This is a genomic window from Corallococcus sp. BB11-1 (assembly GCF_026626625.1).
Lineage (GTDB): Bacteria > Myxococcota > Myxococcia > Myxococcales > Myxococcaceae > Corallococcus > Corallococcus soli.
Genome location: NZ_JAPNJY010000039.1, coordinates 218232 through 244751 on the forward strand (window position 1 = coordinate 218232; position 26520 = coordinate 244751).

21 protein-coding genes are annotated in these 26520 nt (G+C 69.6%); 9 read left to right on the plus strand and 12 right to left on the minus strand.

Features of this window, described 5'->3' with window-relative positions:
• Nucleotides 1-125 precede the first annotated feature (125 nt).
• The 3 genes from OV207_RS33415 to OV207_RS33425 form a co-directional block, all read right to left on the minus strand.
• Entirely contained in the window at nt 126-518 is a 393-nt protein-coding gene (locus tag OV207_RS33415; RefSeq protein WP_267559165.1) for a hypothetical protein, read from the minus strand.
• A gap of 10 nt (nt 519-528) precedes the next feature.
• Nucleotides 529-1035: a hypothetical protein gene (locus tag OV207_RS33420; RefSeq protein ID WP_267559166.1), complete on the minus strand. Its 507-nt coding sequence runs from the start codon at nt 1033-1035 to the stop codon at nt 529-531.
• A 65-nt stretch (nt 1036-1100) separates the two neighbouring features.
• Nucleotides 1101-5447 carry a DEAD/DEAH box helicase gene (locus OV207_RS33425; protein WP_267559167.1) on the minus strand — a complete coding sequence of 1449 codons (4347 nt, stop codon included), beginning with the start codon at nt 5445-5447 and terminating at the stop codon, nt 1101-1103.
• Between the two features lie 122 nt (nt 5448-5569).
• On the opposite strand from OV207_RS33425, the gene OV207_RS33430 reads away from it, so the two are divergent.
• The 3 genes from OV207_RS33430 (at nt 5570) to OV207_RS33440 (ending at nt 8120) form a co-directional block, all read left to right on the plus strand.
• Entirely contained in the window at nt 5570-6319 is a 750-nt protein-coding gene (locus OV207_RS33430) for a TIGR02269 family lipoprotein (protein WP_267559168.1), read from the plus strand.
• Nucleotides 6319-7062, plus strand: a complete 744-nt coding sequence (locus OV207_RS33435) for a double-CXXCG motif protein (RefSeq protein WP_193346736.1) — start codon at nt 6319-6321, stop codon at nt 7060-7062. Before OV207_RS33430 ends, OV207_RS33435 begins: the two co-directional genes overlap by 1 nt.
• 122 nt (nt 7063-7184) lie before the next feature.
• Complete coding sequence (locus OV207_RS33440; protein ID WP_193346735.1) at nt 7185-8120, plus strand: pirin family protein; 936 nt, start codon at nt 7185-7187, stop codon at nt 8118-8120.
• Between the two features lie 4 nt (nt 8121-8124).
• Here the strand turns inward: OV207_RS33440 and OV207_RS33445 are convergent, their stop codons facing one another.
• Together OV207_RS33445 and OV207_RS33450 are read right to left on the minus strand one after the other, a co-directional pair.
• On the minus strand, nt 8125-8733 hold the full coding sequence (locus tag OV207_RS33445; protein ID WP_193346734.1) for a DUF2378 family protein: 609 nt from the start codon (nt 8731-8733) through the stop codon (nt 8125-8127).
• Between the two features lie 104 nt (nt 8734-8837).
• Nucleotides 8838-10301 carry a sensor histidine kinase gene (locus OV207_RS33450; protein WP_267559169.1) on the minus strand — a complete coding sequence of 488 codons (1464 nt, stop codon included), beginning with the start codon at nt 10299-10301 and terminating at the stop codon, nt 8838-8840.
• 171 nt (nt 10302-10472) lie between these two features.
• On the opposite strand from OV207_RS33450, the gene OV207_RS33455 reads away from it, so the two are divergent.
• The 4 genes from OV207_RS33455 (at nt 10473) to OV207_RS33470 (ending at nt 13664) form a co-directional block, all read left to right on the plus strand.
• The gene (locus tag OV207_RS33455) at nt 10473-11429 is read left to right on the plus strand and encodes a PLP-dependent cysteine synthase family protein (protein ID WP_267559170.1); all 957 of its coding nucleotides are present in this window, start codon (nt 10473-10475) and stop codon (nt 11427-11429) included.
• A 76-nt stretch (nt 11430-11505) separates the two neighbouring features.
• On the plus strand, nt 11506-12654 hold the full coding sequence (locus tag OV207_RS33460; RefSeq protein WP_267559171.1) for an AAA family ATPase: 1149 nt from the start codon (nt 11506-11508) through the stop codon (nt 12652-12654).
• The gene (locus OV207_RS33465; protein ID WP_267559172.1) at nt 12651-13430 is read left to right on the plus strand and encodes a DUF3226 domain-containing protein; all 780 of its coding nucleotides are present in this window, start codon (nt 12651-12653) and stop codon (nt 13428-13430) included. The genes OV207_RS33460 and OV207_RS33465 overlap by 4 nt, the downstream gene beginning before the upstream one ends.
• 93 nt (nt 13431-13523) lie before the next feature.
• Entirely contained in the window at nt 13524-13664 is a 141-nt protein-coding gene (locus tag OV207_RS33470) for a hypothetical protein (RefSeq protein ID WP_267559173.1), read from the plus strand.
• Between the two features lie 24 nt (nt 13665-13688).
• Here OV207_RS33470 and OV207_RS33475 read toward each other — a convergent pair whose 3' ends face one another.
• Both OV207_RS33475 and glsA read right to left on the minus strand, forming a co-directional pair.
• Nucleotides 13689-15251, minus strand: a complete 1563-nt coding sequence (locus OV207_RS33475) for an AbgT family transporter (RefSeq protein ID WP_227026741.1) — start codon at nt 15249-15251, stop codon at nt 13689-13691.
• Between the two features lie 198 nt (nt 15252-15449).
• Complete coding sequence (gene glsA / locus OV207_RS33480; RefSeq protein WP_267559174.1) at nt 15450-16436, minus strand: glutaminase A; 987 nt, start codon at nt 16434-16436, stop codon at nt 15450-15452.
• Nucleotides 16437-16629: 193 nt separating this feature from the next.
• Here glsA and OV207_RS33485 point away from each other — a divergent pair, with 193 nt between their 5' ends.
• Nucleotides 16630-17484, plus strand: a complete 855-nt coding sequence (locus tag OV207_RS33485; protein ID WP_267559175.1) for a DUF481 domain-containing protein — start codon at nt 16630-16632, stop codon at nt 17482-17484.
• Nucleotides 17485-17530: 46 nt separating this feature from the next.
• Here the strand turns inward: OV207_RS33485 and OV207_RS33490 are convergent, their stop codons facing one another.
• The 3 genes from OV207_RS33490 to OV207_RS33500 form a co-directional block, all read right to left on the minus strand.
• A complete protein-coding gene (locus tag OV207_RS33490) occupies nt 17531-19093 on the minus strand; it encodes a leucyl aminopeptidase (protein ID WP_267559176.1) in 1563 nt (520 codons plus the stop codon).
• Nucleotides 19094-19278: 185 nt separating this feature from the next.
• Nucleotides 19279-20370: an aromatic ring-hydroxylating oxygenase subunit alpha gene (locus OV207_RS33495; RefSeq protein WP_193346728.1), complete on the minus strand. Its 1092-nt coding sequence runs from the start codon at nt 20368-20370 to the stop codon at nt 19279-19281.
• A gap of 74 nt (nt 20371-20444) precedes the next feature.
• Nucleotides 20445-22922, minus strand: a complete 2478-nt coding sequence (locus OV207_RS33500; RefSeq protein ID WP_267559177.1) for a heavy metal translocating P-type ATPase — start codon at nt 22920-22922, stop codon at nt 20445-20447.
• Between the two features lie 341 nt (nt 22923-23263).
• Here OV207_RS33500 and OV207_RS33505 point away from each other — a divergent pair, with 341 nt between their 5' ends.
• Nucleotides 23264-25303 (plus strand): DUF7151 family protein, encoded by a 2040-nt coding sequence (locus tag OV207_RS33505; RefSeq protein ID WP_267559178.1) that lies wholly within the window; start codon nt 23264-23266, stop codon nt 25301-25303.
• A 9-nt stretch (nt 25304-25312) separates the two neighbouring features.
• Here OV207_RS33505 and OV207_RS33510 read toward each other — a convergent pair whose 3' ends face one another.
• Complete coding sequence (locus OV207_RS33510) at nt 25313-25888, minus strand: RNA polymerase sigma factor (RefSeq protein ID WP_267559179.1); 576 nt, start codon at nt 25886-25888, stop codon at nt 25313-25315.
• A 15-nt stretch (nt 25889-25903) separates the two neighbouring features.
• Nucleotides 25904-26482 (minus strand): hypothetical protein, encoded by a 579-nt coding sequence (locus OV207_RS33515; RefSeq protein WP_267559180.1) that lies wholly within the window; start codon nt 26480-26482, stop codon nt 25904-25906.
• Nucleotides 26483-26520 lie beyond the last annotated feature (38 nt).

Genomic DNA, 26520 nt, shown 5'->3' on the forward strand with positions numbered 1-26520 from the left:
TAGATACGACTTTGGCTAATTTCAATCCGGAGAGGACTATTTCCCCGGAGATTTAACCTAAAATCTCAACACCGAGCCCCAGAAGCCGACCCAGAAGGTTTGGGGAGCAATGGACTGGAGCCTGCTCACGCCTCCGGCTCATCCTCCGCGTTCAGTTCCTCGGGCAGGGGGGCGACCATGAGCGTGAGTCGTCCAGGCAGTCGGACGACCAGGAAGCCCTTGCCGTCAATCCGGATGTGCATGCGGTCCTCGGCCTTGCCACCCTGGACCCAGGCATCCGCTTCGGCTCGCGTCGCGAAGTCCCGCTCGACCTTGACCTTGAAGTTGGGGTCGAGCATCTCCTGGTAATAGGCCGCGAAGTCCTTGAGCTTGTCGATGTGGCGAACGTAGAGCAGGCAGAACGCAGCAGCCTCGAAGGCGTTCGACTCCCGCGTTCCCAGCGCGTAGTGCTTGCTTGCATCATTCAGGACCTGCAGCACGTCCTCCACATCGATGTCCTTGTCCCTGCTCACGGCCACGCCCTTTCCCTCAAATGGGGCTCAGCACCAATAAGCCCGCCGGTGCCACGACGAGCGAGAACGCCACGCCCGCGACAACAACAACGGTTCCCAGCGCCACCTCGGACCTGTGCTCCCGGAGCCAGTCCAGCGCGACCGCCATGTCGGAGAATCGAAGTTCCCGCTTCGTGTCCAGCTTCTCCAGTGCCGCCTGTTCCTTGATGCATTTCATGAACACACCGAGGCACTGCTCGGTGCACTGCTCATGATGCTTCCCAGAATGCTTCGGAATGCTGTCGTAGGCGGGTTTGCGCCTCCAGCACTTCTGGAAGCACTGTTTCTCCAGCTCATTGCAATAGGCCTCCGCGCCAGAGCCTCCCGTGCCAGGCCCTTCGGCGGTGCCTACCCCTCGCGCATCCTCGGAGACGACATAGGTCTTCCGCTCGGGCCGCTGGGCATGCCCGCAGGCGGATACCGCCACGACCAGGGCGATGAGTAAGGCCCCGAAACCGGGTCCATGCCGAGCGCCAGGGTCCATGAGAGGCATTCCACCAGGACACCTCTCGCATCGCCAAGCCACGACCCGCGTCTGTCCTGCGAAGGTCAGTTCACCTGCGCGAGCGGCCCCTCGACTTCCGTGTCCTCGTTCTCCGGAGCGTCTTCCACCGCGTCCACGCCTTGCGGAATCCCGTCCACGTAGGTGACGACGTTGTTCGGCATCGCGGGCACGCGCGGGCCCGGCGTCACCACGCCCGTGAGGTTCAGCGGATCCACGCCGGACAACTGGATGCGCACGCCTGACGGGGCCGTCCTGCGCACCGCGCGCGCCGTGTCCACCGCCTCCGGCAGGGCGAACTGCTCCCCCACGAAGCCCGACACAAAGCGCCCGCCGCGCAGCTCGCCTCGCGCCTCCATGCGCCGGTAGACGAACAGCAGCTCCCGCCACGTCGGCGCCAGGGACTCGCGCATCACCAGGTCACGCCAGACGATGCCGTAGCGCTGAAGGAACAGCTTCGCCAGCGACTCCATCACCTCGTCCTGCGTCTTCGGCTCCGCGGGCGCCAGCAGACTCCAGCGACCGGGGCCTCCGCGCTGCAACAGCTTCTGACGCTTGCGGTGCGCCGGGCTCTGCAGGATGCGCAGGTTCTGCACCGCGTCCGCCGTGACGAGCCCCTTCGCCACCAGCTCCCACAGCGCGTCCTCCACCTCCGCCGGCAGCCGCCGCGCCCGCGTCACCAGGTCCTGGAAGAAGCACGCGCCCCGCCGGTCCAGCACGCCCACCACGTCCTTCGCCGCAGCGCTCAGGTCCGGCGGCGTCCACACGCCCCCATCCGCCAGCACCGCGTGCGGACGCGCCGCCGCCAGCATCCACTCCAGGTCCTCGCGCAGCGTGAACGTCAGCGGCGCGTTGCGCGTGGGCGACGCCCGCTTGTGCACCACGGGCTCCGGCGCTTCCGTCACCGGCGCTCCACGGCGCGGCCCCGCCGGCTTCGGCGGATCCTTCAGCGTCACCCGCCCCCACGCCACCTCGCCCGCGTAGCACGCGCGCTCCAGCTGATCCGGCGTGTAGCCGCGCATGCGCGCCGGCAGCAGGAAGCGCTCCCACGCGGAGGCCGGCGCTTCATACCCCTGGAGCAGCCGCACCGCCTTGAGCAGGCCCGTGGAGCCGCGCAGCGCGTCCACGTCCTCCAGGTGGTGCCACCGGAAGAGGAAGCGCATGAAGTCCTGCGGACTCAGCGGTTCAATCTCCCGGCGCAGCCGCCCCACCGTCATCCGGTGGATGCGCTGGAGCAGCCGCCGGTCGCACCACTCCAGCACCGGCCCGCCGTCCTCGCCGGGCGATACCGGCACGTCCCCGGTCGCCCGGAACTGGCCGCGCAGCACGCTGCCCTGGCTCTCCAGGGAGTGCAGCGCCAGGTTGATGTCGTCCGCGTCCAGCAGCGTCAGCCGCGCCAGCTCCGTGACCGTGGTGGGGCCCACCATCTCCATCCGCCCGCGCACCACCTGGAGCACCGCCGCGTCGCGCTCCACCGGCCGGTCGTACTCCAGCACCGGCAACACCGGCTGCGTCTGGACGTCCGGGAAGAGGGCGCGCACCGCGTTGCCCCGCTCCGCGGACACGAGGAACCGCGCGCCCGACCGCTCCAGCCACGCCACGCGGCCTTGCGCGAACAGGCCCGCCTCCAGGCCTCGCGGCACCTCCGACGCCCGCACCAGCACCAGTTGCAGGAGCGCGTCGTGCAGCTCATCCTCGTCGCGCATGGGCGGCGCGGCGTCCTCCACCACCTGCGCGATGGCGGCGGCATCCAGCGCGCCGAACGCCGCGGCGTCCTCCGCGGGCAGCGCGCGGCGCAAGGCCACGTTGCGCACGCGGCGCTCCTCGGCCGGCGCGTCGTCCAGGAAGGTGTAGGGCTGGCTGTTGATGAGCGCGTGCGCGAAGACGCTCGGCTCCGGCACGTCCCGGGCGACGAGCTGGATGCTCCCATCCCGCATGCGCCGGAGCACGTCGCGCAGCCCGTCCACGTCCATGGCCTCGCGCAGACAGTCGTCCATCGTCTGCTTCACCAGCGGATGGTCCGGCAGCTCCACGTCGCCGCCGCCGTGGTTGTCCTGGCAGCCCACCTGCGCGGGGAACACCGCCGCCAGCAGGTCCTCGCTGCGCGCACGCTGGAGGTTCGGCGCCACGCGCTTGCCCCCCATCATCCGGTGCAGCGTCAGCGCCCGCGTGGCCACCCAGCGGAAGCGCGTGCCGAAGATGGGCGCCTGCAACACCGCCTGCACCAGCACCTCCTCCACGTTGTCCGGGTGCAGGAATTCGAAGATGTCCGCCAGCGGGAACGAGTGCTGCTCGCCCAGGCTCAGCAGGATGCCGTCCTCCGTGGCCGCCGCCTGCAGCTCGAAGTCGAACGAGCGGCAGAAGCGCTTGCGCAGCGCCAGGCCCCACGCGCGGTTGATGCGGCTGCCGAACGGCGCGTGGATGATGAGCTGCATGCCGCCCGCTTCGTCGAAGAAGCGCTCGGCGACGATTTGCGTGTGGCTGGGCACCACGTCGCCCAGCATCTTCTTGCCCAGGCGCAGGTAGCCCATCAGCGCGTCCACCGCTGGCGGCGGCACGCGCAACAGCTTCTCCAGGAAGCCCGTGGGGTCGTCGTGGCGCAGCAGCTCCTCGCGCAGCCTGCCCACCTGGAGGCTCAGCTCGTCCGTGCGGCCCGGCGCCTCGCCGCGCCAGAAGGGCACGTTGGGCGGGGCCCCCCGCGCGTCCTCCACCATCACCGTGCTGCCCATGACGCGCTGGATGCGCCACGCGGTGCTGCCCAACAGGAAGATGTCTCCCGGGGAGGACTCCACCGCGAAGTCCTCGTCCAGCGTGCCCACCACCTTGCCCTCCGGTTGCGCGGTGACGCTGAAGTTGAAGGTGTCTGGGATGGCGCCGCCGTTGGTGAGCGCGGTGATGCGCACGCCCCGGCGCCCCTTGAGCCGCTGGTTCACCCGGTCGCGGTGCAGGTGGATGCTGGCCCGACCCCGGCGCTCGGCCACGCCCTCCGACAGCATCTCCAGCACCTGCTGGTACTCCTCCCAGGTGAGGTCCTGGTAGGGGTACGCGCGCTGGAAGACGCTGTAGAGGGCGCGCTCGTCCCACTCCTCGCACGCGCACGCGGCGACGATCTGCTGCGCGAGCACGTCCAGCGGCTTCTTGGGGATGCGGACCGCGTCCAGGTCGCCCTCGCGCACGGCGTTGAGGAGCGCGACGCACTCCACCAGCTCGTCGCGCGTCATCGCGAAGAGGATGCCCTTGGAGATGCCCGCCTTGTGGTGGCCCGCGCGGCCCACGCGCTGGAGCAGCACGGAGATGGCCTTCGTGGTGCCCAGTTGCACCACCAGGTCCACGTTGCCCACGTCGATGCCCAGCTCCAGCGACGCGGTGGCGACCATCACGCGCAGCTGGCCCGCTTTCAGGCGCTCCTCGGCGGACAGGCGCATCTCGCGCGACATGCTGCCGTGGTGCGCGGCCACCCACTCCTGGCCCAGGCGTTCGCCCAGGTCGTGCGCCACGCGCTCGGACATCTTGCGCGTGTTGACGAAGATGAGCGTGGTGCGGTGCTCGCCCGCCAGTTGCACCAGCCGGTCATAGACCTGGCCCCACATCTCATGGCTCGCGATGGAGGACAGCTCCGCGTCGGGGATCTCCACCTTGAGGTCCCACGGGCGCTGGTGGCCCACCTCCACGCGACGGCACTCGGCGAGGGAGGCGCCGGTGAGGAAGCCCGCGATGGCGTCCAGCGGCTTCTGCGTCGCGGACAGGCCCAGCATCTGGGGGCGCACGTCGGTGAGGGCCTTGAGGCGCTCCAGCGACAGGGTGAAGTGGCTGCCGCGCTTGTCGCGGGCGAGCGCGTGGATTTCGTCCACGATGACCGTGCGCACGGCGCGCAGGGTGGCGCGGGCGCGCTCGGCCGTGAGGTAGAGGTAGAGCGACTCCGGCGTGGTGATGAGGATGTGCGGCGGGCGGCGCACCATCTGCGCGCGTTCGCTGGCGGGCGTGTCGCCGGTGCGCACCTGCACGCGCAGGTGCTGGGGGGAATGGCCCTCCGCGCGGGCCAGGGACATCAGCTCCTCCAGGGGCTGGAGGAGGTTCTTCTGCACGTCGTTGCCCAGGGCCTTCAAGGGCGACACGTAGAGGACCTGGGTGTGGTCGGGCAGCGTGCCCGCGAGCGCCAGGCGGAACAGCGAGTCCAGCGCGGCGAGGAACGCCGTGAGCGTCTTGCCACTGCCGGTGGGCGCGGCGATGAGCACGTCGTGGCCGGCATGGATGAGCGGCCAGCCCTCCACCTGTGGACGGGTGGGCTCGCCCAGGCGGGACGCGAACCAGCGCCGCACCACCGGATGGAAGGCGGCGAGGGCCGGATGCGCCGCGAACTCCGACGCGAAATCGAGATGGATTTGAGGGGACATGGCGGGCTCCCAGCAGGCCAGCCTGAACACAGGTACAGCGCGCCGTCAACGTGCCCCGGGTGTCACCAGGGTGGTGCCTTCCGCTCGGCTTCCTGCCGGGCGGGACCGAAAGGTGGAATGCCATGGCAGGCTCCATCGGGCTCGCAGGAGCGAATCACCCGAAGGGGAATGCCGTGCGCGTGTGGCCGCTGATGATGCTGGCCCTCTGGGTAGGAGGCTGTGCGACCACACCCTCTTCCCGATGGGCATCCGGAACCGAGCTTCCCGGGAAGACACCTGTGGACGAGGGGCACGACGAGGACGCGTGCCTCGCGCTTCACTGCGCCAGGGACACTTGTGGCCTCTACGCGGATCAAGACCCGGCATCACCTCAAGGCCGCGTGGTCCACACCTTCAGCGGTGCTCCCGCCCCCATCACGCCAAGAGGTTCGGCACAGCGTCACTGGGGAAGTGCGCAAGAGCTTCCGGGCAACTCCCTTCCCGTCTTCGTCTTCCGCTGGCATCCACGCGAGCCGCTTCCCAGCGAGGTGAAGCGCCGACAGGCCATGGAGGAGTGGGCATCACGCCCCAAGGAGCGGCATCACATCTTCCCGCAGGCCATGAAGGCCTACTTTCAGTCGAAGGGCATCAACGTCCATGACTACGTCATCGCCATCGACGCGGAGGTCCATCGGCGCATCCATCGTGAAGCGGACAGCGGCCCCTGGAACACCGAATGGATGGCGTTCCGTGAACGCACCCGGGGACGGGCCACCAAGCTCATGCACTTCGACCAGGCCTCGTGGATGATCCAGCGGTTCGACATCTTCGGCTTGACGATGACCTACTGGCAGGGCATCGACCTGACACCCCAACAGCGTCCTGAACCGTGATGCCGATGCGCTTCTATCAACTCCAACGTCCGCCTCCAGAAGTCGCGAGACACTGGAGCGGCAGCCTTTCCGCCGAGCATGTCTGGAGGCTGCCCGGGGTGGAGTGCCCGACCTGCCACGAAACCTGGAGCGGACAACTGTCCCTGCCGGGTGTCGACCTGTCCTCGCTGCCCGAGCAGAGCTCCCTGGTGGAGCCCCGTGTCGAACCGCATGCTGAATTCGCACGTCTCGCGGCCCTCGTTCAGCCATTGCTGCCTCCAGGGCTGAGCACCGAACCGGGCATGCAATTCGGCCCCTTGCGAGGCATGGCCCACGGTACCTGGGGGCCCTTGAGTGCACGGTTCGGATGGGAAGTGCTGGTGACCCAGGAGGCGCTACAAGGCCTTCAAGATGCAGGCATCCGAGGCCTCGTCCCGGTGCGCACGGAACTTCAGGGCCTGGAAGCAGGCGTCGCCCTGCATGAACTGGAGCTGCCCATCCGAGGCCTCCTGCACCGGGACTCCGTGCTGACGGGACCCAAGTGCCAAACCTGTGGTTGGTACGAGACACGGATCGCTCCCGAGCCCTGCCTGGACGGTGATGCCCTTCCTCACGAGGTGGACCTCTTCCGCCCTGAGAACGGGACCACCTATACCCTCGTCAACGAGCGCTTCGTTGAAGCCGTCCACGCCCTGGGACCCAGCGACGTGGTCTTCCGCGAAGTCGGTGTGATGCCGCAGTCCCGCTCCGGATTGATTCACTGAAGCGAACGTCCCTCCAACACGCCCCCCGAAGCGTTCAGGCGAGCAACATCCCCACCAAAGAGGCCTGACGGCGTTGGAACTGGGGCAGACTCACCGCCCCCACCCGAAAGAGGAGCCACACCATGAGCTGGGAAGAGGACCTGCAGGGGCGCGAGCCCCCACCGTCGCTGGAGACGCTCATCGTCCCCCGGGTGCGCGACCTGGGTGACGGCTTCACCGTGCGCCGGGCCCTGCCCTCCGCGCGCCGCCGCATGGTGGGCCCGTTCATCTTCCTGGATCAGATGGGCCCCGCGGACTTCGACCCCGGCCGGGGCCTGGACGTGCGCCCGCACCCGCACATCGGCCTGTCCACCGTCACCTACCTCTTCGAGGGCGAAATCCTCCACCGGGACTCGCTGGGCGTCGTGCAGTCCATCCGCCCCGGCGCCGTGAACTGGATGACCGCCGGCCAGGGCATCGTCCACTCCGAACGCACCGGCCCCGACACCCGCGCCGCCGGAGGCCGCCTCCTGGGCATCCAGGCCTGGCTCGCCCTCCCCCACCAGCACGAGGAGACCGCCCCCTCCTTCGTCCACCACCCCCACGACACCCTCGCCATCGTCGAAGGCGAAGGCGTCCACCTGACCGTCATCGCCGGCGCCATGCACGGCGGGAAGTCCCCGGTGCGCACGCACTCCGACCTCTTCTACGCGGACGCGCGCCTGGAGGCCGGAGCCCGCTTCAAGCTCCCCGCCGAACACGAGGAGCGCGGCCTGTACCTGGTCGAAGGCACCGTGGACGTGGAGGGCACCCGCTTCCAGCCCGGCGAGCTGCTGGTGTTCAAGCCGGGCAGTGAAATCATCCTGGGCAGCGAAGGGCCCGCGCGGATGATGCTGCTGGGCGGCGAGCCCATGGACGGCCCGCGCTACCTGTTCTGGAACTTCGTGTCGTCCTCCAAGGAGCGCCTGGAGGTCGCCAAGGCGGACTGGAAGGAGGGCCGCTTCGCCCAGGTGCCGCAGGAGACGGAGTTCATCCCCCTGCCCCCGGACGACCCGCCGGCCCCCGTGCGCTACCCGTAGGCGACTACCCGAACAGCCGGCGGACCGGCGCCACCGTGCCCGCCGGCCGCTGCCCCTTGGCCTCCACCCAGGTGAGGCGGAAGGTGGCCGCCGTCCCGTCGAAGGCGATGGGCTTCACCTCCAGCGTGCCCGCCCCCGACGCCCGCAGCGTCTCCGCCAGGAAGCCGCAGGCGAAGAAGGGGTTGTCCGCCAGCACGTCCTTCACCCACAGGGTGGCGGCGTTCCGCGACAGCTCCTCCACGCGCACTTCATTGAAGTTGTTGCCCGCGCGCAGGTTGTACGGCACGCGCTCCAGCGTCTTCTCCGGGCCCAGGTGCGTCACCAGCTGCATGCTCGCGCGCCCCACGGACGTCTGCCGGAAGCCCTGCAGGTAGCGCGCGCCCAGCTCCAGGTAGGCCGCCTCCGAGGGCTGCCCCGGGAACACGTCCCGCGCCGCCACCTCCAGGAAGGCCCGCCACTGCTCCAGCGCGTAGTTGTGACGCAGCGGTTCGGACAGGTCCAGGCCCGCGGCCTTCAGCTTCTGGCGCCCGTCCCGCGACAGGTGCGGCCCCAGGGCACGCACGAAGAGGGCTTCCACGCTCTGGGCGAAGATTCGCTTTTCGGATGGGACCATGCCCCCAGGGTGGGGTTGGCCCTGCGCATCCGGAAGGGACGACGCAACGCATCCGTCCAGGAATCATCACATCCCGCGGCCACTTCCTTGGGACGCACCCGGCGTCAGCCGCGCGGCAGCCTCACCGTGAAGGTCGTCCCGCGCGCCTGGGTGGAGGTCACCTGCACCGTGCCGCCGTGCGCCCGGACAATCTGTTCGGTGATGTAGAGCCCCAGCCCCAGCCCCGCGGACACGCCCTGCTCCCGTTCGCTGCGGCCCGCGCGGCGCCAGGCGGCGAAGAGGTGGGGGAGCTGATCCTCCGGGATGGGGGTGCCCAGGTTGTGCACCCGCAGGACGGCCTCCGTCGGCGTGCCCTCGGCGCTCACCCGCACGGAGGTCTCCGGCGGACTGAACTTGAGCGCGTTGGACAGGAGGTTGCCCACCACCTGCTCCAGCCGGTCCACGTCCCACGCGCCCCGTCCGTCCCCCATCAGCTCCAGCAGCACCTCGCGGTGGGGGTGGCTCGCGCGCGATTCGTCCACCGCGCCGCGCACCACGTCGAACAGGTCGCACCGCGAGCGCATCACCGGCAGCCCGGAGCCCAGCCGGGCGCGGGCGAAGTCCAGCAGCTGGCGGATCATCCGGTCCATCCGCTCCGCGCTGATGAGGATGCGCCCGGTGAAGACCTTCTGCCGCTCCGTCATCTCCCCCTGCCGTTGCAGTTGCTGCGCGGACATGGACAGCGCGTTGAGGGGGTTGCGCAGGTCGTGGCCCAGGATGCCGATGAACTGCTCGCGGAAGTCCTCCGCGTTGCGCACCTCCGTGATGTCGCGGCCGGTGGCGATGACGGCCTCCACCGCGCCCGTGGGCCCGGGCGCGGGGGACATCGTGTACTCGAAGTGCCGGGGGCCCTGGTCCGAGGACAGCGTCACCCGGCCCCGCTGCACCTGCCCCGTGCGCCGGGCCTCCTCCAGCGACCGGGCGTAGGGCTCCAGCTGCGGATCCAGCGTGCGCAGCGCGTCCATGCTCCGGCCAGGCACGTGCACGTGGTGCGACCCGCGCGACGCGGCCACCGCCTGGTTGGCGAAGATGAGCGTGCCGTCCCCGTCGTAGAGCGCGATGGGGTCCGCCGCCGCGGACATGGCCAGGTCCAGGAGCCGGCGCTGCTGCTGCACCTGGTCGGAGAGCACGCGCACCTCGCGCTCGGCGCGGCGCAGGCGCAGCAGCGCATGCACCTGGGCCACCAGCTCCTCCGGATCCACCGGCGCGACGAGGTACGCGTCCGCGCCGTGCTCCAGCCCCTGCGCCCGGTCTGCGGCCCCCACCGCCTGCGCGGACAGGTGCAGCACCAGCGCGCTGCGCGTGCGCGGCGAAGCCTTCAGGCGCCGGCACACCTCCAGGCCGCTCATGTCCGGCAGCCGGACGTCCAGGATGACCAGGTCGGTGTTCTCGTCCGTGAGCGCCAGCGTCTCACCGCCCGTACCCGCCTCCAGGACCTGGAAGCCCGCCAGGGACAGCACGCGGGTGGTGACGTAGCGACTGGCCAGGTCGTCGTTGACGTTGAGGATGGTGGGGGCGGAGGGAGGCATGCGTGAGAAGGACGGACCCCATTCGTAATGGCTGGGGCACAGCCCGCCAAGTGTCGTGCATATGGGAATGTCGGTTTCAAGGGGAGTGGACACGGGGACAAGGGCGCATGCACGCCCGCCGGGCCTCAGGGGTGGCTCCCCCCGTGGCGCGTTTCGCGGTAGGGATGGACCATGCGCGCTCCCTGTCGCCCGCTCCCCGCCGATGGTCGCTTCCTCCAGGCCGTGGGCCCCACGCCGCTCGTCCCCCTGCGGCTGGACCCGGAAGGCCCGACAATCTGGTGTAAGCTGGAATTCCTCAACCCCAGTGGGTCCACCAAGGACCGCATCGCCCGGTACATGCTGGAGAAGGCGTGGCGGCTGGGGGACCTGAGCCCAGGGGGGGACGTGGTGGAGGCGTCCAGCGGCTCCACGAGCATCGCCATGGCGCTGGCCAGCGCGCAGATGGGGTGCCGCTTCACGGCGGTGATGCCGGAGGGCGTCACGGAGGAGCGCCTCATCGCCATCCGCGCGTACGGCGGCGAGGTGGAGCTGGTGCCGCGCTCGGAGGGCATCCGTGGCGCCATCGCGCGCGCGGCGGCGCTGGCCGCGGAGCGCGGGGGCTACGCGCCCCGCCAGTTCGAGAACCCCGACAACGCGGAGGCGCACCGGGTGTGGACGGGGCAGGAGATCCTCTCGCAGGTGCCGGGCGGGCTGGTGCACGGCGTGGTGAGCGGCGTGGGCACGGGCGGCACCATCGTGGGGCTGTACCAGGCGTTCGCGGAAGCGGGCTGTCCGGTGACGCCCTTCGTCGCGCGGCCCATCTCCGGGCTGGGCTGCGACATCGAGTGTTGCAGCTTCAGCGCGCGCGTGCCGGGCGTGGTGGACGGCCTGTCCAAGCTGTACCGCGAGGCGGACATGCCGGGCCGCGTGGAGCTGGACGTGTCGGACGACCTGGCCATGGGCACCGCGCGGGCGCTCATCCGCCGCGGCTTCCCGGTGGGCCCGTCCTCCGGGCTCAACTACGCGGCGGCGGTGGAGGCGGCGAAGCGGCTGGGCCCGCAGGCCCAGGTGGTGACGGTGTTCCCCGACCGCATGGAGCGCTACTTCTCCACGGAGCTCATCCTGCCCCGGCCCAAGCCGATAGACTGATTTGTACAGCACACCGAGGGAGTCGAATCCTGAAGGCCGGCACCGCTCAATCTCTTGTCACGAAATCTTGGCCCCCATGCTCCCCATCGAAAACCTCACCATCCACCGACTCCGAGGTCTTCGTGACGTTCAACTTTCCGACTGCGGGCGCGTCAATGTCCTGGTTGGTCGCAACAACTCGGGAAAAACCACCGTGTTGGAGGCCGTGGCACTTCATGCACGACCGCTGAGCCCAGGAGACTGGGTAGAGGCTGTTCGTCGACGTGACCTAACCAACTCCCGCTCAGCACTGATTGAAGGACTGCGCTGGCTCTTTCCACATACGCAGGAGAATGGCTCGGGGGATGCGGGTCCATTCGTAGGCACGGTTCATCTCAGTGGCCAGGGAAGACTACTGACCCGGGAAGCACGCGCCCACTTTAAAGAACTCGAAGGGTACGCCGTTGGGACCGAAGAGCCGCCGTCGGGCTTCGCCACGGAGATCCTTACACTCCACGACAGCGGAATCAGGCGCGGGGCTAGTCTTGAGTTCCAAGCAACCCTGACAGATACCGACGCTGCACCTGTTTCAAGCGGACCCCTTCCTTCTTATGAGGAAAGATTCACTGTCACACTTTGGGAGACTGGCCGTGGTCCCATCGCTCAATTCCCCCAGGGTGCCGCATCGCCCGTCGCCACGGTCACTCCATTCAGCCATCGGTTCCAGCAACTTGAAGTGGAGGCATTCTCAGATGCCGTCTTTTCAGACCTCAAGCCGACGGTGCTCGACCTCCTCAAGCTGTTCGACTCCGACATCGAGGATCTCGAAATATTGAAACGGCCTCGGAATGATGCGGCCATCTACATGCGCCATCGTCGACTCGGAATGGCCCCACTCAACACTTTCGGTGATGGGATGCGTCGAGTGCTATTGATGGGCCTCAGCGTTGCTGCGGTCCAGGGAGGTCTCCTTCTCATCGACGAGATAGAGTCAGCCATCCATACAAAAGCGTTGGATGCAGCGTTTCGATGGCTCATCAGAGCCTGCCAGCAACTGGATGTGCAGCTTTTTGCCACAACGCATAGCCTTGAGGCGGTTGACGCCTTGCTAGCCGCGAGTACGTCCTCCGACGAACTGGTCATCTACCGACTCGAAAGCAAGGCAGAAGGCATTCGAGCGAAACGGTTCTCGCAGGAGCAACTTCTCGTTCTGCGTGAAGAGCTTGGGCAGGAGATCCGAGTGTGAAGTACGCAATGCTCGCAGTGGAAGGCACGACGGATCAAGCAGTCGTCGGACGCACATTAAAGCTGCTCAATTTCAAGAGGTTTGGTGGTCAGAGCGAGCGCCTCGACGCGCTCTGGAACTCCATCGTCCCCACCTATCCGCCCCAGAAAGGCAACCTCTATGATCGTCTTGCGATGCCGTCAATCTTCGCGAACGCCTCCCAATCCCTAGCCATTTACCAGGGTAATGGAAGCGACTTGATCAAGAAGGTGAGCGCCCTACTCACGAACCACGACCTGCATGAAAAGCTCGATGCGTTCGGAGTCATCGCGGATGCTGACAATCATGCACCCTCAACCGTAGCAACAAAATATCAGCAAGGATTCTCCGCGCTTTTCCCAAGGATTCCCGCGACACCGGGCCAAGTCTCCCAGGATCATCCCAAGACGGGCATCTTCGTTTTCCCCGACAACTCCAGCAAAGGTGTCGTCGAACACCTGCTCATCGAATGTGGCGATGTTGTGTATGGTCCGTTGCTCAAGCGAGCTCGGGCCTACGTCGATGGATTCAGCGTGGATGCCAGGAAAGCAGAGAACTGGACACCATTTGCCCCCGAAAAGGCCCTCATTGCAGCAGTAGCCAGCCTGCTCAAGCCAGGCAGTACCAACACCGTCACAATCGCGGACAATCTCTGGATATCTGACCAAACAAAAGACCAAGCAATGCTTGCGAGCCTCATCGGCTTCCTAAGAACGCTGCTTCGAGAAACCAACGATCCTATCAGTGAAACCACGTAGCAAGTACGCGTCGACGGTTAAGGGATTCCGCCTTCCATCCGCATGCGCATGTACGCTCACACATCGGACGCGCCAGCCGGCGGGCGCGTACGCTTGCGCGCATTTGGAACTCTGGCAGCGAAGCGGCTGGGCCCGCAGGCCCAGGTGGTGACGGTGTTCCCCGACCGCATGGAGCGCTACTTCTCCACGGAGCTCATCCAGCCCCGGCCCAAGCCGCCGCCCGTCGCGGGTTGAGCCCGCGACAGGCGACCGGACGGCTCAGAAGCCCCAGGGCAGTCCCAGCACCTGCCAGAGCGCCAGGAGCAGGGGCCAGAGGATGAAGAGCGCGATGACGTAGGGCAGCATCAGGGCCACCACGGTGCCCACGCCCGCGCCCTTCTGGTACTTCTGGGCGAAGGTCACGATGAGCGCGAAGTATGCGTTCAGGGGTGAGACGGAGTTCATGGGCGAGTCGCCCACGCGGTAGGCGGCCAGCACCGCGGCCGGGTCCACGTTGAGCCGCATCAGCAGCGGGACGAAGACCGGGGCGAAGATGGCCCACTTGGGGATCGCGCCCGTCATGATGAGGTCCAGGACGGCGACGACCAGGACGAACCCGATGAGCAGCGGGAGCGCCCCCAGGCCCGCGCCCTCCAGGGCATCGCCCACCTTCACGGCCGCGAGCGTCGCCATGTTGCTGTAGGTGAAGAAGGCGATGAACTGGCTGATGATGAACAGCAGGAAGATGAGGCTCGCCAGGCTGCCCACGGCCTTCTCCATCGCGCTGATGACGTCCACCGTGCCCTTGATGGTCCCGGCGCCAATGCCATAGGCCACGCCCGCCACCAGGAAGAGCAGCGTGACGGCGACGATGAGGCCGCTCATGAACGGAGAGTCCCCGATGAGGGCCCCCGTCTCCGGATTGCGCAGCGGCGCGCCCGAGGGCACCGTCAGCAGGACGAAGACCGCGGCGAGCCCGAGCACCGCCCAGGTCGCGAACTTCAGCCCGCGCGACTCCTCCTTCGTGGGGCTGCTCCCCGCCTCCGCCGGCAGCTCCCCGGTGTACTTGCCCAGGCGCGGCTCCACCAGCCGTTCGGTGATGATCGTCACCACGACGGTCAGCAGCACCACGGAGGCGCACGAAAACCAGAAGTTCGCCGTCAGGTCGATGGAGAGCGCCGGGTTGAGGATGTGGATGGCGTCGTTGGTGATTCCCGTCAGGATTCCATCCAGCGGCTTGATGAGGATGTTCACGCTGAAGACAGACGCCACGCCCGCGAAGGAGGCCGCCAGCCCCGCGACGGGGTGTCTGCCCACGCTCAGGAAGGCCGTCGCCGCCAGGGGAATCAACACCAGGTAGCCGGCATCCGCGGCGACGCTCGACACGATGCCCACGAACACCAGGATGTACGTGAGCGCCTTGCGCGGCGCGACCATCACCAGCTTCCGGATCAACGCGGAGACCAGCCCGGACGACTCCGCGACGCCCACGCCCAGCATGGCGACGATGATGACGCCCACGGCGGTGAAGCTCATGAAGTTGTCGATGACGCCCGCGAACATGAAGCGGAGGCCGTCCCCCGTCAGCAGGCTCTTCGCCGCGGTGGTGGTGGTCTCCAGCTCGTGCGTCTCCGGGTTGATGGCCTGATAGGTGACCGAAGAACCCATCAGGTAGAAGACGTGGGAGAGCACGATGACAATGCCGATGAGCGCGACGAAGATGACGGCCGGGTGGGGCACCTTGTTGCCCACCCGCTCAATGGTGTCGAGCGCCCTCGCCATGCCCTTCTTCTTCGGCTCCGGCCTCGGAGGGATCATGCGATGGTCTGTGATCTCGGTCATCTGGCGCTCCCCATGCCGTGAACAACTCTCAAGAATCAGCGAAAAAACTCCGCATGACTGGGAGTGTGGACAATGCGTCCCTGGACGCAGGGGGTCGGGGGATTGCGGACAGTCAGCGCAGGGGCTCGCGCGGCTTCAGGGCCAACACCAGCAGGGGGTGACGGCCCAATCCCTCATCAAGGTCTCCCGGGCACGGCCTCAGGTGTCGGGCTTCGAGCTGAACAGGCTCAGGCCGAGCCGCGGGGACAGGAACCGCGCGACGAGCTGCCCCTGGATGCTGTTTCCGGCGGCGTCGAGCCGCGGCGCGAAGGTGCCCAGCGCGCCCTTCCCCGGGGCGACGGCGACGATGCCTCCACCGATGCCACTCTTGCCCGGTATCCCCACGTCATAGAGCCAGTCTCCGGACGTTTCGTACATCCCGGCCGTGGCCATCACCGCGAGCGCGTGGTGGCAGACCTCCTCGTCGACGACCCGCTCCCGGGTGAGCGGGTTGACGCCCCCGTCCGCCAGGGTCGCCCCCATCACGGCGAGCTCCCGGGCGGTCACCGCCAGCGAACACTGGCGGGTGTAGAGCTCCGTCGTCAGGGCCGGATCCATCTCCAGGCGACCCAGGCCGTGCAACAGCCAGGCGAGCCCCTGGTTCCGGTGGTGGGTCTTCGACGCGGAGGCATACACCTCTTCGTCGAGCGCGAGCCGGGTGCCGGCGAAGCGGGACAACCCCTCATGGATGAACCGCCACCGGGCCTCTGGACTGGTGCCGGGGACCAGGCTCGTGGTCGCCAGCGCGCCCGTGTTCACCATGGGGTTCGTCCGTCCGTCCGGGCTCAGGTCCATCGCCATGGCTGAGTTGAACGGCAGGCCCGTGCCATTGACCCCCAGCTTGCGCCGGGCCACCTCCGGGCCCAACGCCTGGCAGACCAGCGCGAAGAGGAACGGCTTGGAGACGCTCATGATGGAGAACGGATGGTCCACGTCTCCCGCCCCGTGGCTGCTGCCGTTGATGCCCACCACGCACACGCCGAACAGCCGTGGATCCACCCGGGCCAGCGCGGGGTAGACCTGGGAGCACTGCCCCTCCGTGTTCCCTTGATGACGTTGGTAGGCCTGGTCCACCAGCTCTCGAACCCGCTCTGGAGCGGGGAGCTGGCCGGTGGAGACGAAGGGGGGCTCGCCTGGGGTGTCCATTCGTGGCGGCCCTCCTGGGTTTCCTGCAACGGCTGTCATTGAAAAGGTCCGTCGCGCCCCAATGGATGTCAATGCGCCGGGTTGGCTACAGCACGGCGCAGCCGACCATGGGACCGGTTGAAGCTGGCTGCCCCCGCCGTCAGCTTGGACGGCGCGTGGGCAGTCCCTGCCCCCCCAATGCGCTGGGATGCCCATGGCCTGCTCTCTTCCGCTGCTCCTCGCCGTGCTGGCCCAGACGCCGGAGCCGAATCCCCGGCCCGCTCCCGCCCCGACGGCTTCGCCCTCCGTGGCGGAGGACGCCCCCAAGGCCCTGTGCGAGGACCTCACGGAGAAGGAAGCCGGCCCGTGGACGGGCTCCGCGGCGCTCTCGTTCCTGCTGCTCGCGGGCAACAGCCGGTCGCTCGCGCTGACCGCGAATGGGCTGGCCGAGTACCGCACGAAGGTCTGGGTCGCGACGTTCAAGGCGGATGGCGTCCTGGAGACCGCCGCCTCCGCCGAGGAGGGCGACGGTGACGAGGACGTGGTCGCGGAGGCGCTGGTGGCGTCCGTTCGCGGTGAGCGGCGGTTCACCCCGCTGCTGGGCGCCTACGCCCTGGTCTATGGAAAGACCGACCACCTGGCCAGCATCGAGCTGCGCCTGGATGGGGAGGCAGGCATCGCCTTCACCCTGCTGGAGCGCGACACGAAGTACGCGGAGCAGCAGTTGCTTCGCCTGGACCTGGGCCTTCACTACTCGAACGAGTCCCGGTTCCAGTACTTCGAGGACGAGCAGGAGCTCCCCAGCGTGGATCTGCTCGCTCCAGGTGGAAGGTTGACCTTCTACTACCCCTTCAACGAGCGGCTGAAGTTCACCCAGTACCTGGAGGTCTTTCCGAACATCCTGGGCGACTCCCGCCTCCTCGCCGACTCCACCACCAAGCTCTCGACGTACATCACGCACCGTCTGGCGCTCAGCACGAACCTGCTGGTGCAGCTTGATACCGCTCCCGCGGCGGGGAAGGCCGTCGCGGACGTGGCGCTCACCCTGGGCGCCGAGTTCGAGTTCTGAAAGAGCCCGGGCGCCTTCGCCCGGGCCCTTCCCTGCGTGCGTCAGGTCAGTGGCGGGTCTCCCCTGGCGCGCGGAAGCCCAGGAGGAATTCGATGAGCAGGCGCGTGCCGTAGCCGGTCGCGCCCTTGGAGCGCCACGACTTGTCGGTTTCGACCCTGGAGGTCCCCGCCATGTCGATGTGCGCCCAGGGGATGCCGGCGACGAACTCCTCCAGGAAGAGGGCCGCGGTGATCTGCCCCGCGTTCACCCCGCCGACGTTCTTGAGGTCCGCGACCTCCGAATCCAGCTCCTGGCGCAGGCGCTTGTCGAGCGGGAACTGCCACACCGTCTCATCGGACTTCTCCGCCGCGGCGCACACCTGGTCGACCACGCCCTGGTGGTTGCCGATGACGCCTGCGTTGTCATTGCCGAGCGCCCGCTCGCAGGCGCCGGTGAGGGTCGCGATGTCGAGGATGGCGTCGGGTGGCGGCTGCTCCTCCGTCGCCAGGACCAGGCCGTCCATCATGACCAGCCGGCCTTCGGCGTCGGTGTTCAGGACCTCCACGGTCTTGCCGCCCCGGGCCGTCAGGACGTCGCCCAGCCGCATCGCCTTGCCGCCCGGCATGTTGTCCGTGCACATGAGATACCCGGTGACCGAGGCCCTGGCGCCGAGCGAGGACAGCGCCGACATGGCGGCCAGGATGGCCGCGGCGCCGGACATGTCTGTCTTCATCGCGGCGTGGACCAGGTCGTTCGGCTTCAGGCCCAGGCCTCCCGAGTCGTACATGATGCCCTTGCCCACCAGCGAGACGCGGCCGACGGGTTCGAGCGCCTTGCCCCGCGCATCCTTCGGCCGGTAGGAGAGCTTGATGAGGCGCGGCGGTTCGGAGCTGCCGGCGTTCACGCCGAGCATGCCGCCGCAGCCGAGCTTCGCGAGGGCCTTCTCGTCGAGGACCTCGATGTCCAGCCCCGACGACTCCGCCACGACGCGCGCGATCTCCTCGAGACGGCGGGCGGTGAGCAGCGTGGCCGGCGCGTTCGACAGGTCGCGGGCCAGCTCGGCGGCCCGGGCGGTGATGCGGCCGCGTTCGACGCCGCGCTTCACCTCTTCGGGCGGAAGCGACGGCGACAGGAGGGTGAGGGCTTCGAGCGGCGGCTCCTGCTGGGACGTGCGCTTGAGGGGGCGGTAGCGGTAGCGCGCCAGGAGGACGCCCTCCACGACCGCCTGCGCCGCGTCCGCGGGCGCGACGCCGGTCAGCTCCGGCAGGGTGATGGCGAGGTGGGCATAGTGGCCTCCCGCCCTGGCGAAGGCGGCCGCGGCGTGCCGGAGGGAGGTCAGGTCGCGCCCCTCCTTCGGCCCCATGCCCACGACCACGACGGCGGGGCCGTCCGCGCGGGGGATGACCAGGGACTGGCCGACCTTGCCCTCGAAGCCGGCGGACGCGAGCCGGGTCCTGTCCAGCCCGAGCTCACGCGGAACCTCCCCCTCGACCCCGACGGCGATGCCGATGCAGCCCGCCTCCTTGGGCATGGCTTTCGAGACGTGGAGCTGGGTCGCCGCGATCTCGTCCACGGAAGGGGCGGGATGGAAGTCCGACACTGCTTCCGCATGGAACGTTGGAAACGTCATGGCTCTGTCCTCGTGTGCCGCACCCGCGCGGCAATCACTGTCGATCTCGCGAGAACGTATTCACGGGCCGACCGGCGCCAAGACATGGCGCCGGAACGGCGAGCCCTTCTTCGACTGGCTGAGTGACACCCCGGGGCAACGCCCGATTTAAAACCCCGGCATCGTCCGGATGTCTGTCATTGGGACTACGTGCGCATGCGCACGCGCGTCTCATGCACCGTGTCCGGCGGGGGCGCGGTCCGCTCGCGCTCCTGGGCGCGCATCAGGCGCAGGATGCTGGGCCCCAGCACGTCGATCTCCGTGGAGGCGTAGGCCTCCGTGCCGAAGCGGCGGATGGAGTCCGTCTGCTTCGCCAGGATGCGCGCGTCCTGTCCGAAGATGTGCAGGGCCACTGGCAGGACGAAGGGCATCGCGGCCTTGAGCAGCAGGCGCGGCACCGGCAACTTCACCGTCACCACCGCGTACACGAGCGTCTCGAAGTCGCCCACCGGCGTCATCGCGGAGTTGACCAGGATGTGGCTCTTCTCCCCGATGCGGTACTCCACCTGCGCGATGGACGGCATCAGGAAGCGGTCGAAGTGCTGCACCACCCCGCCGCCCGGGGCCAGCAGCCGGCCGACGAGCCCCTTGGGCGCGGGCTCACCGATGTACTCCGCCTCCACCCGGTCCGCGCCGCGGCGCACCACCACGTCAATCTCGTTGCGCTTCTCCGCGGTGCGGAACAGGCCCCCGTGCAGGAAGGCGGTGTGCGGCACGTCCAGCGTGTTCTCCAGCACCGCGTGCAGCGATCCCGGCGCGCGCAGCACCTGGCGCACGGTGGAGTAGCCGGCCGCGTCCAGCAGCGGGAAGCGGAAGGGCTCCGTCGTGGGCTCCACGCCGGGCGTGGAGTAGACCCAGACGAAGCCGTCCTGCTCGCGCGCCGCGTAGGCGGTGGCGCAGCGCGACTTCGCCTCGGGCTCCCCCACCAGCCCCGGGATGAGCCGGCACTGGCCCCCCGCATCGAAGCGCCAGCCGTGGTAGCCGCACTCCAGGTTGCCGCCCTGCACGCGCCCCAGCGACAGGGGCACGTTGCGGTGCGGACACCGGTCCACCAGCGCGCCGGGCTTGCCTCCCTCGCCCCGGAACAGCACCAGGGGCGTGCCCTGGAGCGTGCGCGCGAGCGGCTTGCTGCCCAGCTCGCGCGACGTGCAGAGGATGAACCACGAGTGCGGAAGCTTGACGACGGAGATGTGGCTGGAAGGCGCACCTGGGGTGCGCCCCTCCTCGCGGGCGGTCATGCGCCCAGTCTAATGGGCCCGGGCCCGCGTGCACGCCCCCTTCGGTCAGGCAGCCCGGTGGCACACCCGGCGGGCTACGCGTCCAGCCTCCGCAGCCGCAGGGCGTTGGCGATGACGGACACGGAGGAGAGGCTCATCGCCACGCTCGCGAACAGGGGGCTCAGCAGCAGGCCGAAGACGGGGTACAGCACGCCCGCGGCCAGCGGCACGCCCAGCAGGTTGTAGATGAAGGCGAAGAAGAGGTTCTGCCGGATGTTGCGCAGCACGCCCTGGCTCAGCCGGCGCGCCCGCGCGATGCCGCGCAAGTCGCCCTTCACCAGCGTCACGCCCGCGCTCTCCATCGCGATGTCCGTGCCAGTCCCCATGGCGATGCCCACGTCCGCCCCCGCGAGCGCGGGCGCGTCATTCACGCCGTCGCCCGCCATCGCGACCACGCGCCCCTGGGCTTGCAGCTGCTTCACCGCGTCCCCCTTCGCGTCCGGCTGCACGCCCGCGATGACCTCCGTGATGCCCAGCCGGCGCGCCACCGCGTGCGCCGTGGTGGGGCTGTCGCCGGTCAGCATCACCACGCGCAGGCCCTCGCTGCGCAGCCGCGCCAGGGCCTCCGGCGTGGAGGCCTTCACCGGATCCTCCACCCCCAGCAGGCCCGCGGCCCGGCCGTCCACCGACACCAGCACCACCGTCTGGCCCTCCTGCCGCAGCGACTCCGCCCGCGCCGTCAGGGCCTCCACCGACACGCCCAGCGCCCGCATCAGGGCCTCGTTGCCCAACGCGACGTCGTGCCCGTCCACCCGCCCCCGCACGCCCTGCCCCGGCTGGGACTGGAAGCCCTCCACCCCGACCAGGGAGGCGCCCCGCTCCCGCGCGCCCGTCACCAGCGCCGCCGCCAGCGGATGCTCGCTGCCCCGCTCCAGGCTCGCGGCCAGCCGCAGCAGGGCGGTGGCCTCCATGCCCGGCGCGGGCTCCACGGACACGAGGCTCGGCTTGCCCTCCGTCAGCGTGCCCGTCTTGTCCACCACCAGCGTGTCCACCGCGGCCATGCGCTCCAGCGCCGCCGCGTCGCGGATGAGCACGCCCATGCGCGCGCCCTGCCCCGTCCCCACCATCACGGACATCGGCGTGGCCAGCCCCAGCGCGCACGGGCACGCGATGATGAGCACCGCCACCGCGTTCACCAGCGCGTGCGCCAGCCGGGGCTCCGGCCCCCACACCGCCCAGACCACCGCCGTCACCACCGCCACCGCGATGACCGCGGGCACGAAGACGCCGGCCACCCGGTCCGCCAGCCGCTGGATGGGGGCGCGCGTGCGCTGGGCCTCGGCCACGCGCTGCACGATGCGCGACAGGAGCGTGTCCTGGCCCACGCGCTCCGCGCGCATCACCAGCGACCCCGTGCCGTTCACCGTGCCGCCCGTCACCTTCGCGCCCGGCCCCTTCTCCACTGGCACCGGCTCGCCGGTGACGAGCGCTTCGTCCACGGCGCTCGCGCCCTCCAGCACCTCGCCGTCCACCGGCACCTTCTCCCCGGGGCGCACGCGCAGCCGCTCCCCCACGTGGACCCAGGACAGCGGCACGTCCTCCTCGTGGCCGTCGTCCCCGATGCGCCTCGCCGTGGCGGGGGCCAGCGACAGGAGGGCGCGCAGGGCGCCGGACGTCGCGTGGCGGGCGCGCAGCTCCAGCACCTGCCCCAGCGCCACCAGCGTGAGGATGATGGCGGCGGCCTCGTAGTACACGGGCACGGTGCCGCCGTGCCCCGTGCGGGCCCCCTGCGGCAGCAGGTGCGGGAACAGCGTGGCCACCACGCTGAACAGGTACGCCGCGCCCGCGCCCAGCGCGATGAGCGTGAACATGTTGAGGTGCCGGTTGCGCACCGACGCCCAGCCCCGCTGGAAGAACGGCGCCCCGACCCAGGCCACCACCGGCGTCGCCAGCGCCAGCTGCACCCACAGCTGGGCCTCCGGGGAGAGCGCGAGCCGCACGGGCAGCATGTCCGCCATGCCCAGCACCATCAGCGGCACGCTCAGCACCAGCCCCACCCAGAACCGCCGCGTCATCGAGCGCAGCTCCGGATCCGGCTTCTCCTCCAACGTCACCGTGCGAGGCTCCAGCGCCATGCCGCACTTCGGGCAGGCGCCGGGCCCGTCGCGCACCACCTCCGGGTGCATGGGGCAGGTGTACTCGGTGCGCGTCTCCAGCGCGGGCGGCGCGTCCGGCTCCAGCGCCATGCCGCACTTCGGGCAGGCGCCCGGCGCGTCCCGCCGCACCTCCGGGTCCATGGGGCACACCCAGGTCGTGCCCGGCGAGGAGGCCGGTGGCGGACTCCGGGGTTGCAGGAAGTGCTCGGGGTCGGCCTGGAAGCGCTGGCGGCACTTCTCCCCGCAGAACGACCAGGTATGGCCTGCGTGCTCCCACTGCCCCCCGCGAGGGGCGCGCGGGTCCACCTCCATGCCGCACACGGGGTCGATGGCAGGCCCTCCTGCCTCCTGGGCGGGCGGGGAAGGCGGCGGCCGGGGCGAAGGCGAAGCAGGGGGATGTGAATGGGGGTGCGTCATGGTGAGGCCTCCTTTCCCCGGGCCAACGCGGCACCCGGCGCGCTCTTACACATGCTTGAGACCGCAGGGCGGCGGCGGAAGGGTCCCGCCTGATTTCCGCCGGGTTCCCCACCCGCGCGCACCCTGCTCCCCGCGCTGGCGGCAAGGGAGCCAGCCGGGCCCCGTCCTTGTCCCCCGGGGGAGTTCTCCGATAGGACGCGGGCGCTCGGCGGGCCTCCAATGTCTGGAGTTCCAGACCCTTGGGGAGCACCCGGCCGGGTTCAGCGGGAAACGACCCGGAAAATCCCCTCCCTCCGTATGGACAGGGAGGCGAGGCGGGGCCCGAACGGAGAGGGCAACGGATGCGACGCACATGGGGGACGTGGGGGCTGCTCGCCCTGCTGGGCAGCGGCTGCGACGCCATCGACCTCTCCGACATCACCCGACGCGACGCGAAGACGCGGGTCCGCCCCGAGCCCGCCGGTGAGCACTGTCCCCTGGGCGGTCAGGCGGTGCTGACGGGCCTGGACCAGGACCGCGACGGGGAGCTGGACGACGCGGAGGTCACCGCCACCCACTACGTCTGCGACCGCGCGCCGTCCGAGGTCCGCACCCGCGCACGGGCCGAACCGCACGGCGTGAACTGCGCCCTGGGAGGACAGGCGGTGCAGTCCGGCCTGGACCGGGACGCCAGCGGGCAGTTGGACGACGCGGAGGTCACCACCACCGACTACGTCTGCGCCACCGCCGTCGCCAATGTGCTGGTGCGCGTGCGCCCGGTGCCCCCCGGCGCGCAGTGTGCCCGGGGCGGGCAGGTGACCCATGCCGGCCACGATGCCAACGGCAACGGGCTGCTGGAGGACGCGGAGATTTCGCGCGAGGTCTACGGCTGTGACGAGCGGGCCCCGGTGCTCTCCCGCGTGCGGGAGCTGCCGAGCTCCGTCGCCCCGTGCGACCGCGGCGGCGCGGTGGTGGAGGCGGGCGCGGACCTGGACCTGGACGGGACGCTCGACGCGGAGGAGCTCGACGCCACCGCCTACGCATGCGACGTGGCCCCCGCCTACGTGAAGCGCGTGCACTACGCGATGGAGCCCGGCGGGATGAACTGCCCCACGGGCGGCACGGGCGTGAACGCCTTCGAGGACGCCGACGGCGATGGCTCACCGGATGCCAACGCCTTCCAGACGACGGTGTACGTGTGCCAGGCCCCCCGCATCCACGACGGAGACTTCGTGGTCACGAGCGCCGTGGACCTGGTCGCGCTCCAGGGGGTGGGCCGCCTGCGGGGCACCCTGCGCATCGAGGCCCCCACGCTCACCGAGGCCATCCTCCCCACGCTGCCCGTCATCGACGGCTCGCTCGTCGTGCAGGGCAACTCCAGCCTGCGGCGCCTGTTCCTGACCAGCCTGCGCTTCGTCGGGGGGAGCGTGGAGCTGCGGGACAACGCCCGGCTCGACGGGCTGGGCCTGGGGGATGACACCCGCGGCCTGCTGCGCGTGGCGGGCAGCCTCGTCGTGGAGAACAACCCCGCGCTCCCCGACCTGTTGGGGCTGGTCGCGGTCGTGCCCGCCCATGGCATCAGCCTGCGCGCGAACAACGCGATCGTGCAGCCCGGCCCCCTGCCCAACGTCGTCACGCTCCAGGGCTCGCTCGTCATCGAGGACCACCTCCAGTTGGACCGGACGCCCTTCATCCACCTAGCCCACGTGCACGGCGACGTGTTCATCGTGAACAACGCCAAGCTGCCGGGCCCCTTCGGGCTGGATCAGCTGTTGACCGTGGACGGTGAGCTGGAGCTGCGCGACAACCCCGTGCTGGAGGTGCTCCACCCGCTGGCCAGGCTCACCTCCGTGGGCGACCTGCACATCCTGGGCAACGCGAGGCTGCCGGACACCACCGGTTTCGCCCAGCTTGCCCGCGCCAGGCGCATCCTCATCCAGGGCAATCCGGTGATGACGCGCGCGGGGGACATGCCCCTGCTGGCCCAGGTGGAGCGGGACTTCAGCGTGAAATACAACGCGGGGTTGCAACGCGTGCATGGCCTGCCCCAACTGCGGAGCGTCAGCGTGGTGTCCGCCGTCGGCAACGGACACCTGGTGTCGCTGGAGGCCTTCCACACGCAGACCCGGCTGGACACGCTGGAGGTGCTGGGCAACGCGCGGCTGACGGCGCTGGGCGACTTCCCGGCGCTGCGCCACCTGGACTTCCTCAACGTCCAGGGCAACGAGGAGCTCACCGACCTGGGCCTGGGCGAGCTGGCCCGGGTGCTGACGAACTTCGTCGTCGTGGACAACGTGAAGCTGCCCACGTGCAAGGCCACCGCGCTCGCGACGCGCGCGTTCCAGGGCGAGCCCGCGGGCCTCCACATCGACCTGAACGACGACACGGCCACCTGCCCCTGAGGCCGCCCGTCAGCGGCGGGGCTTGCAGGTGCAGTCCAGGCACCCGTGCGTCGCGCACGCGCCGCAGCCGCGCTCCAGCGAACGCTTGAGCGCGAGCCGCGCCCGGTGCAGCCGCACACCCGCGTTGTTCGCGGTGATGCCCGCCTCGCGCGCCACGTCCGGCACCGCGCGGCCCTCCAGGTCCACCTGGCGCACCAGCTCCGCGTAGGAGGGCTTGAGCGTGGGCAGCAGGTCCGCCAGACACGCGCACACCACGCCCTTCAGCTCGGCGTCCTCCGGCGCGGCTTGCGCGTCGCGCGCCTCCACCTCCAGCGCGCGCCCTTCCGCGGCCTGCCTCCGGTGGTGGTCCACGAGCGCGTTGCGCAGCAGGCGGTAGAACCACGCCACCGCGCCTTCGCCGTCGTGCAGCGCCCCACCCTTCTCCAGGGTGCGGGCGAAGGCCGTCTGGAAGAGGTCCTCCGCGACGGCCCGGCTGCCCACGCGCCGCTCCAGGAACGCCAGGAAGCGGCGCTGGTGGGCCAGGAGCGCCGCCACCACGTCCTCGCGGTCCGGGGGCAGCCCTGCGTCTGGCCCTTCAGCATCCATGCGCTTCGCGACCGACTACGGAGGGCCGTTGCCCTGGCGAACGGAGTTCAGCTCCACCGCGGTGGCGTAGACCTGCGCCCACGCGCGGAACTTGAAGCGGTCCATGGCGCCCTTCTGGTCGTTCGCGTAGTCGAACATGTCCTTGCGGAACATCGCGTCCGCGGCCTTGCGCGCTTCCGGCTTCAGCGGCGTGCCCTTGCGGTCGTAGTAACGCAGCAGGTCGTAGCCGTAGTCGTGCGTCTTGGCCGCCTTGTCGAACTCCTTGTCCGGGCCAATCTTCCCGGGCACCGACGCATAGCCATGCGGGTCCTGCATGCGCTGCCCGTGCGGCGTCTGGATGGCGTAGGGCTTGTAGCCCATCACCTGCTCGAAATCCGCCGGGGGCGGACGCGCGCCGGTGAGGTACTCGTTCATCAGCTTGCCGTGGTCGCCCGGAGGGGCGGCCGTGACGGCGGCGGTGCGCTGGGTGGCGGCGGTGCCCGCGGAGAAGGAGTCCTTCACCTGGTTGCGCACCGGAGGGGTCGCGGGGCGCGCGGGGGCGGAGGCCGTGCCGGAGGTCTGCGGGGGGCGAACGGGAGTGTTGCGGATGATCATGGAGGGCCCGGGGAGAAGTCTTCTCTCTTTTTCGCGGA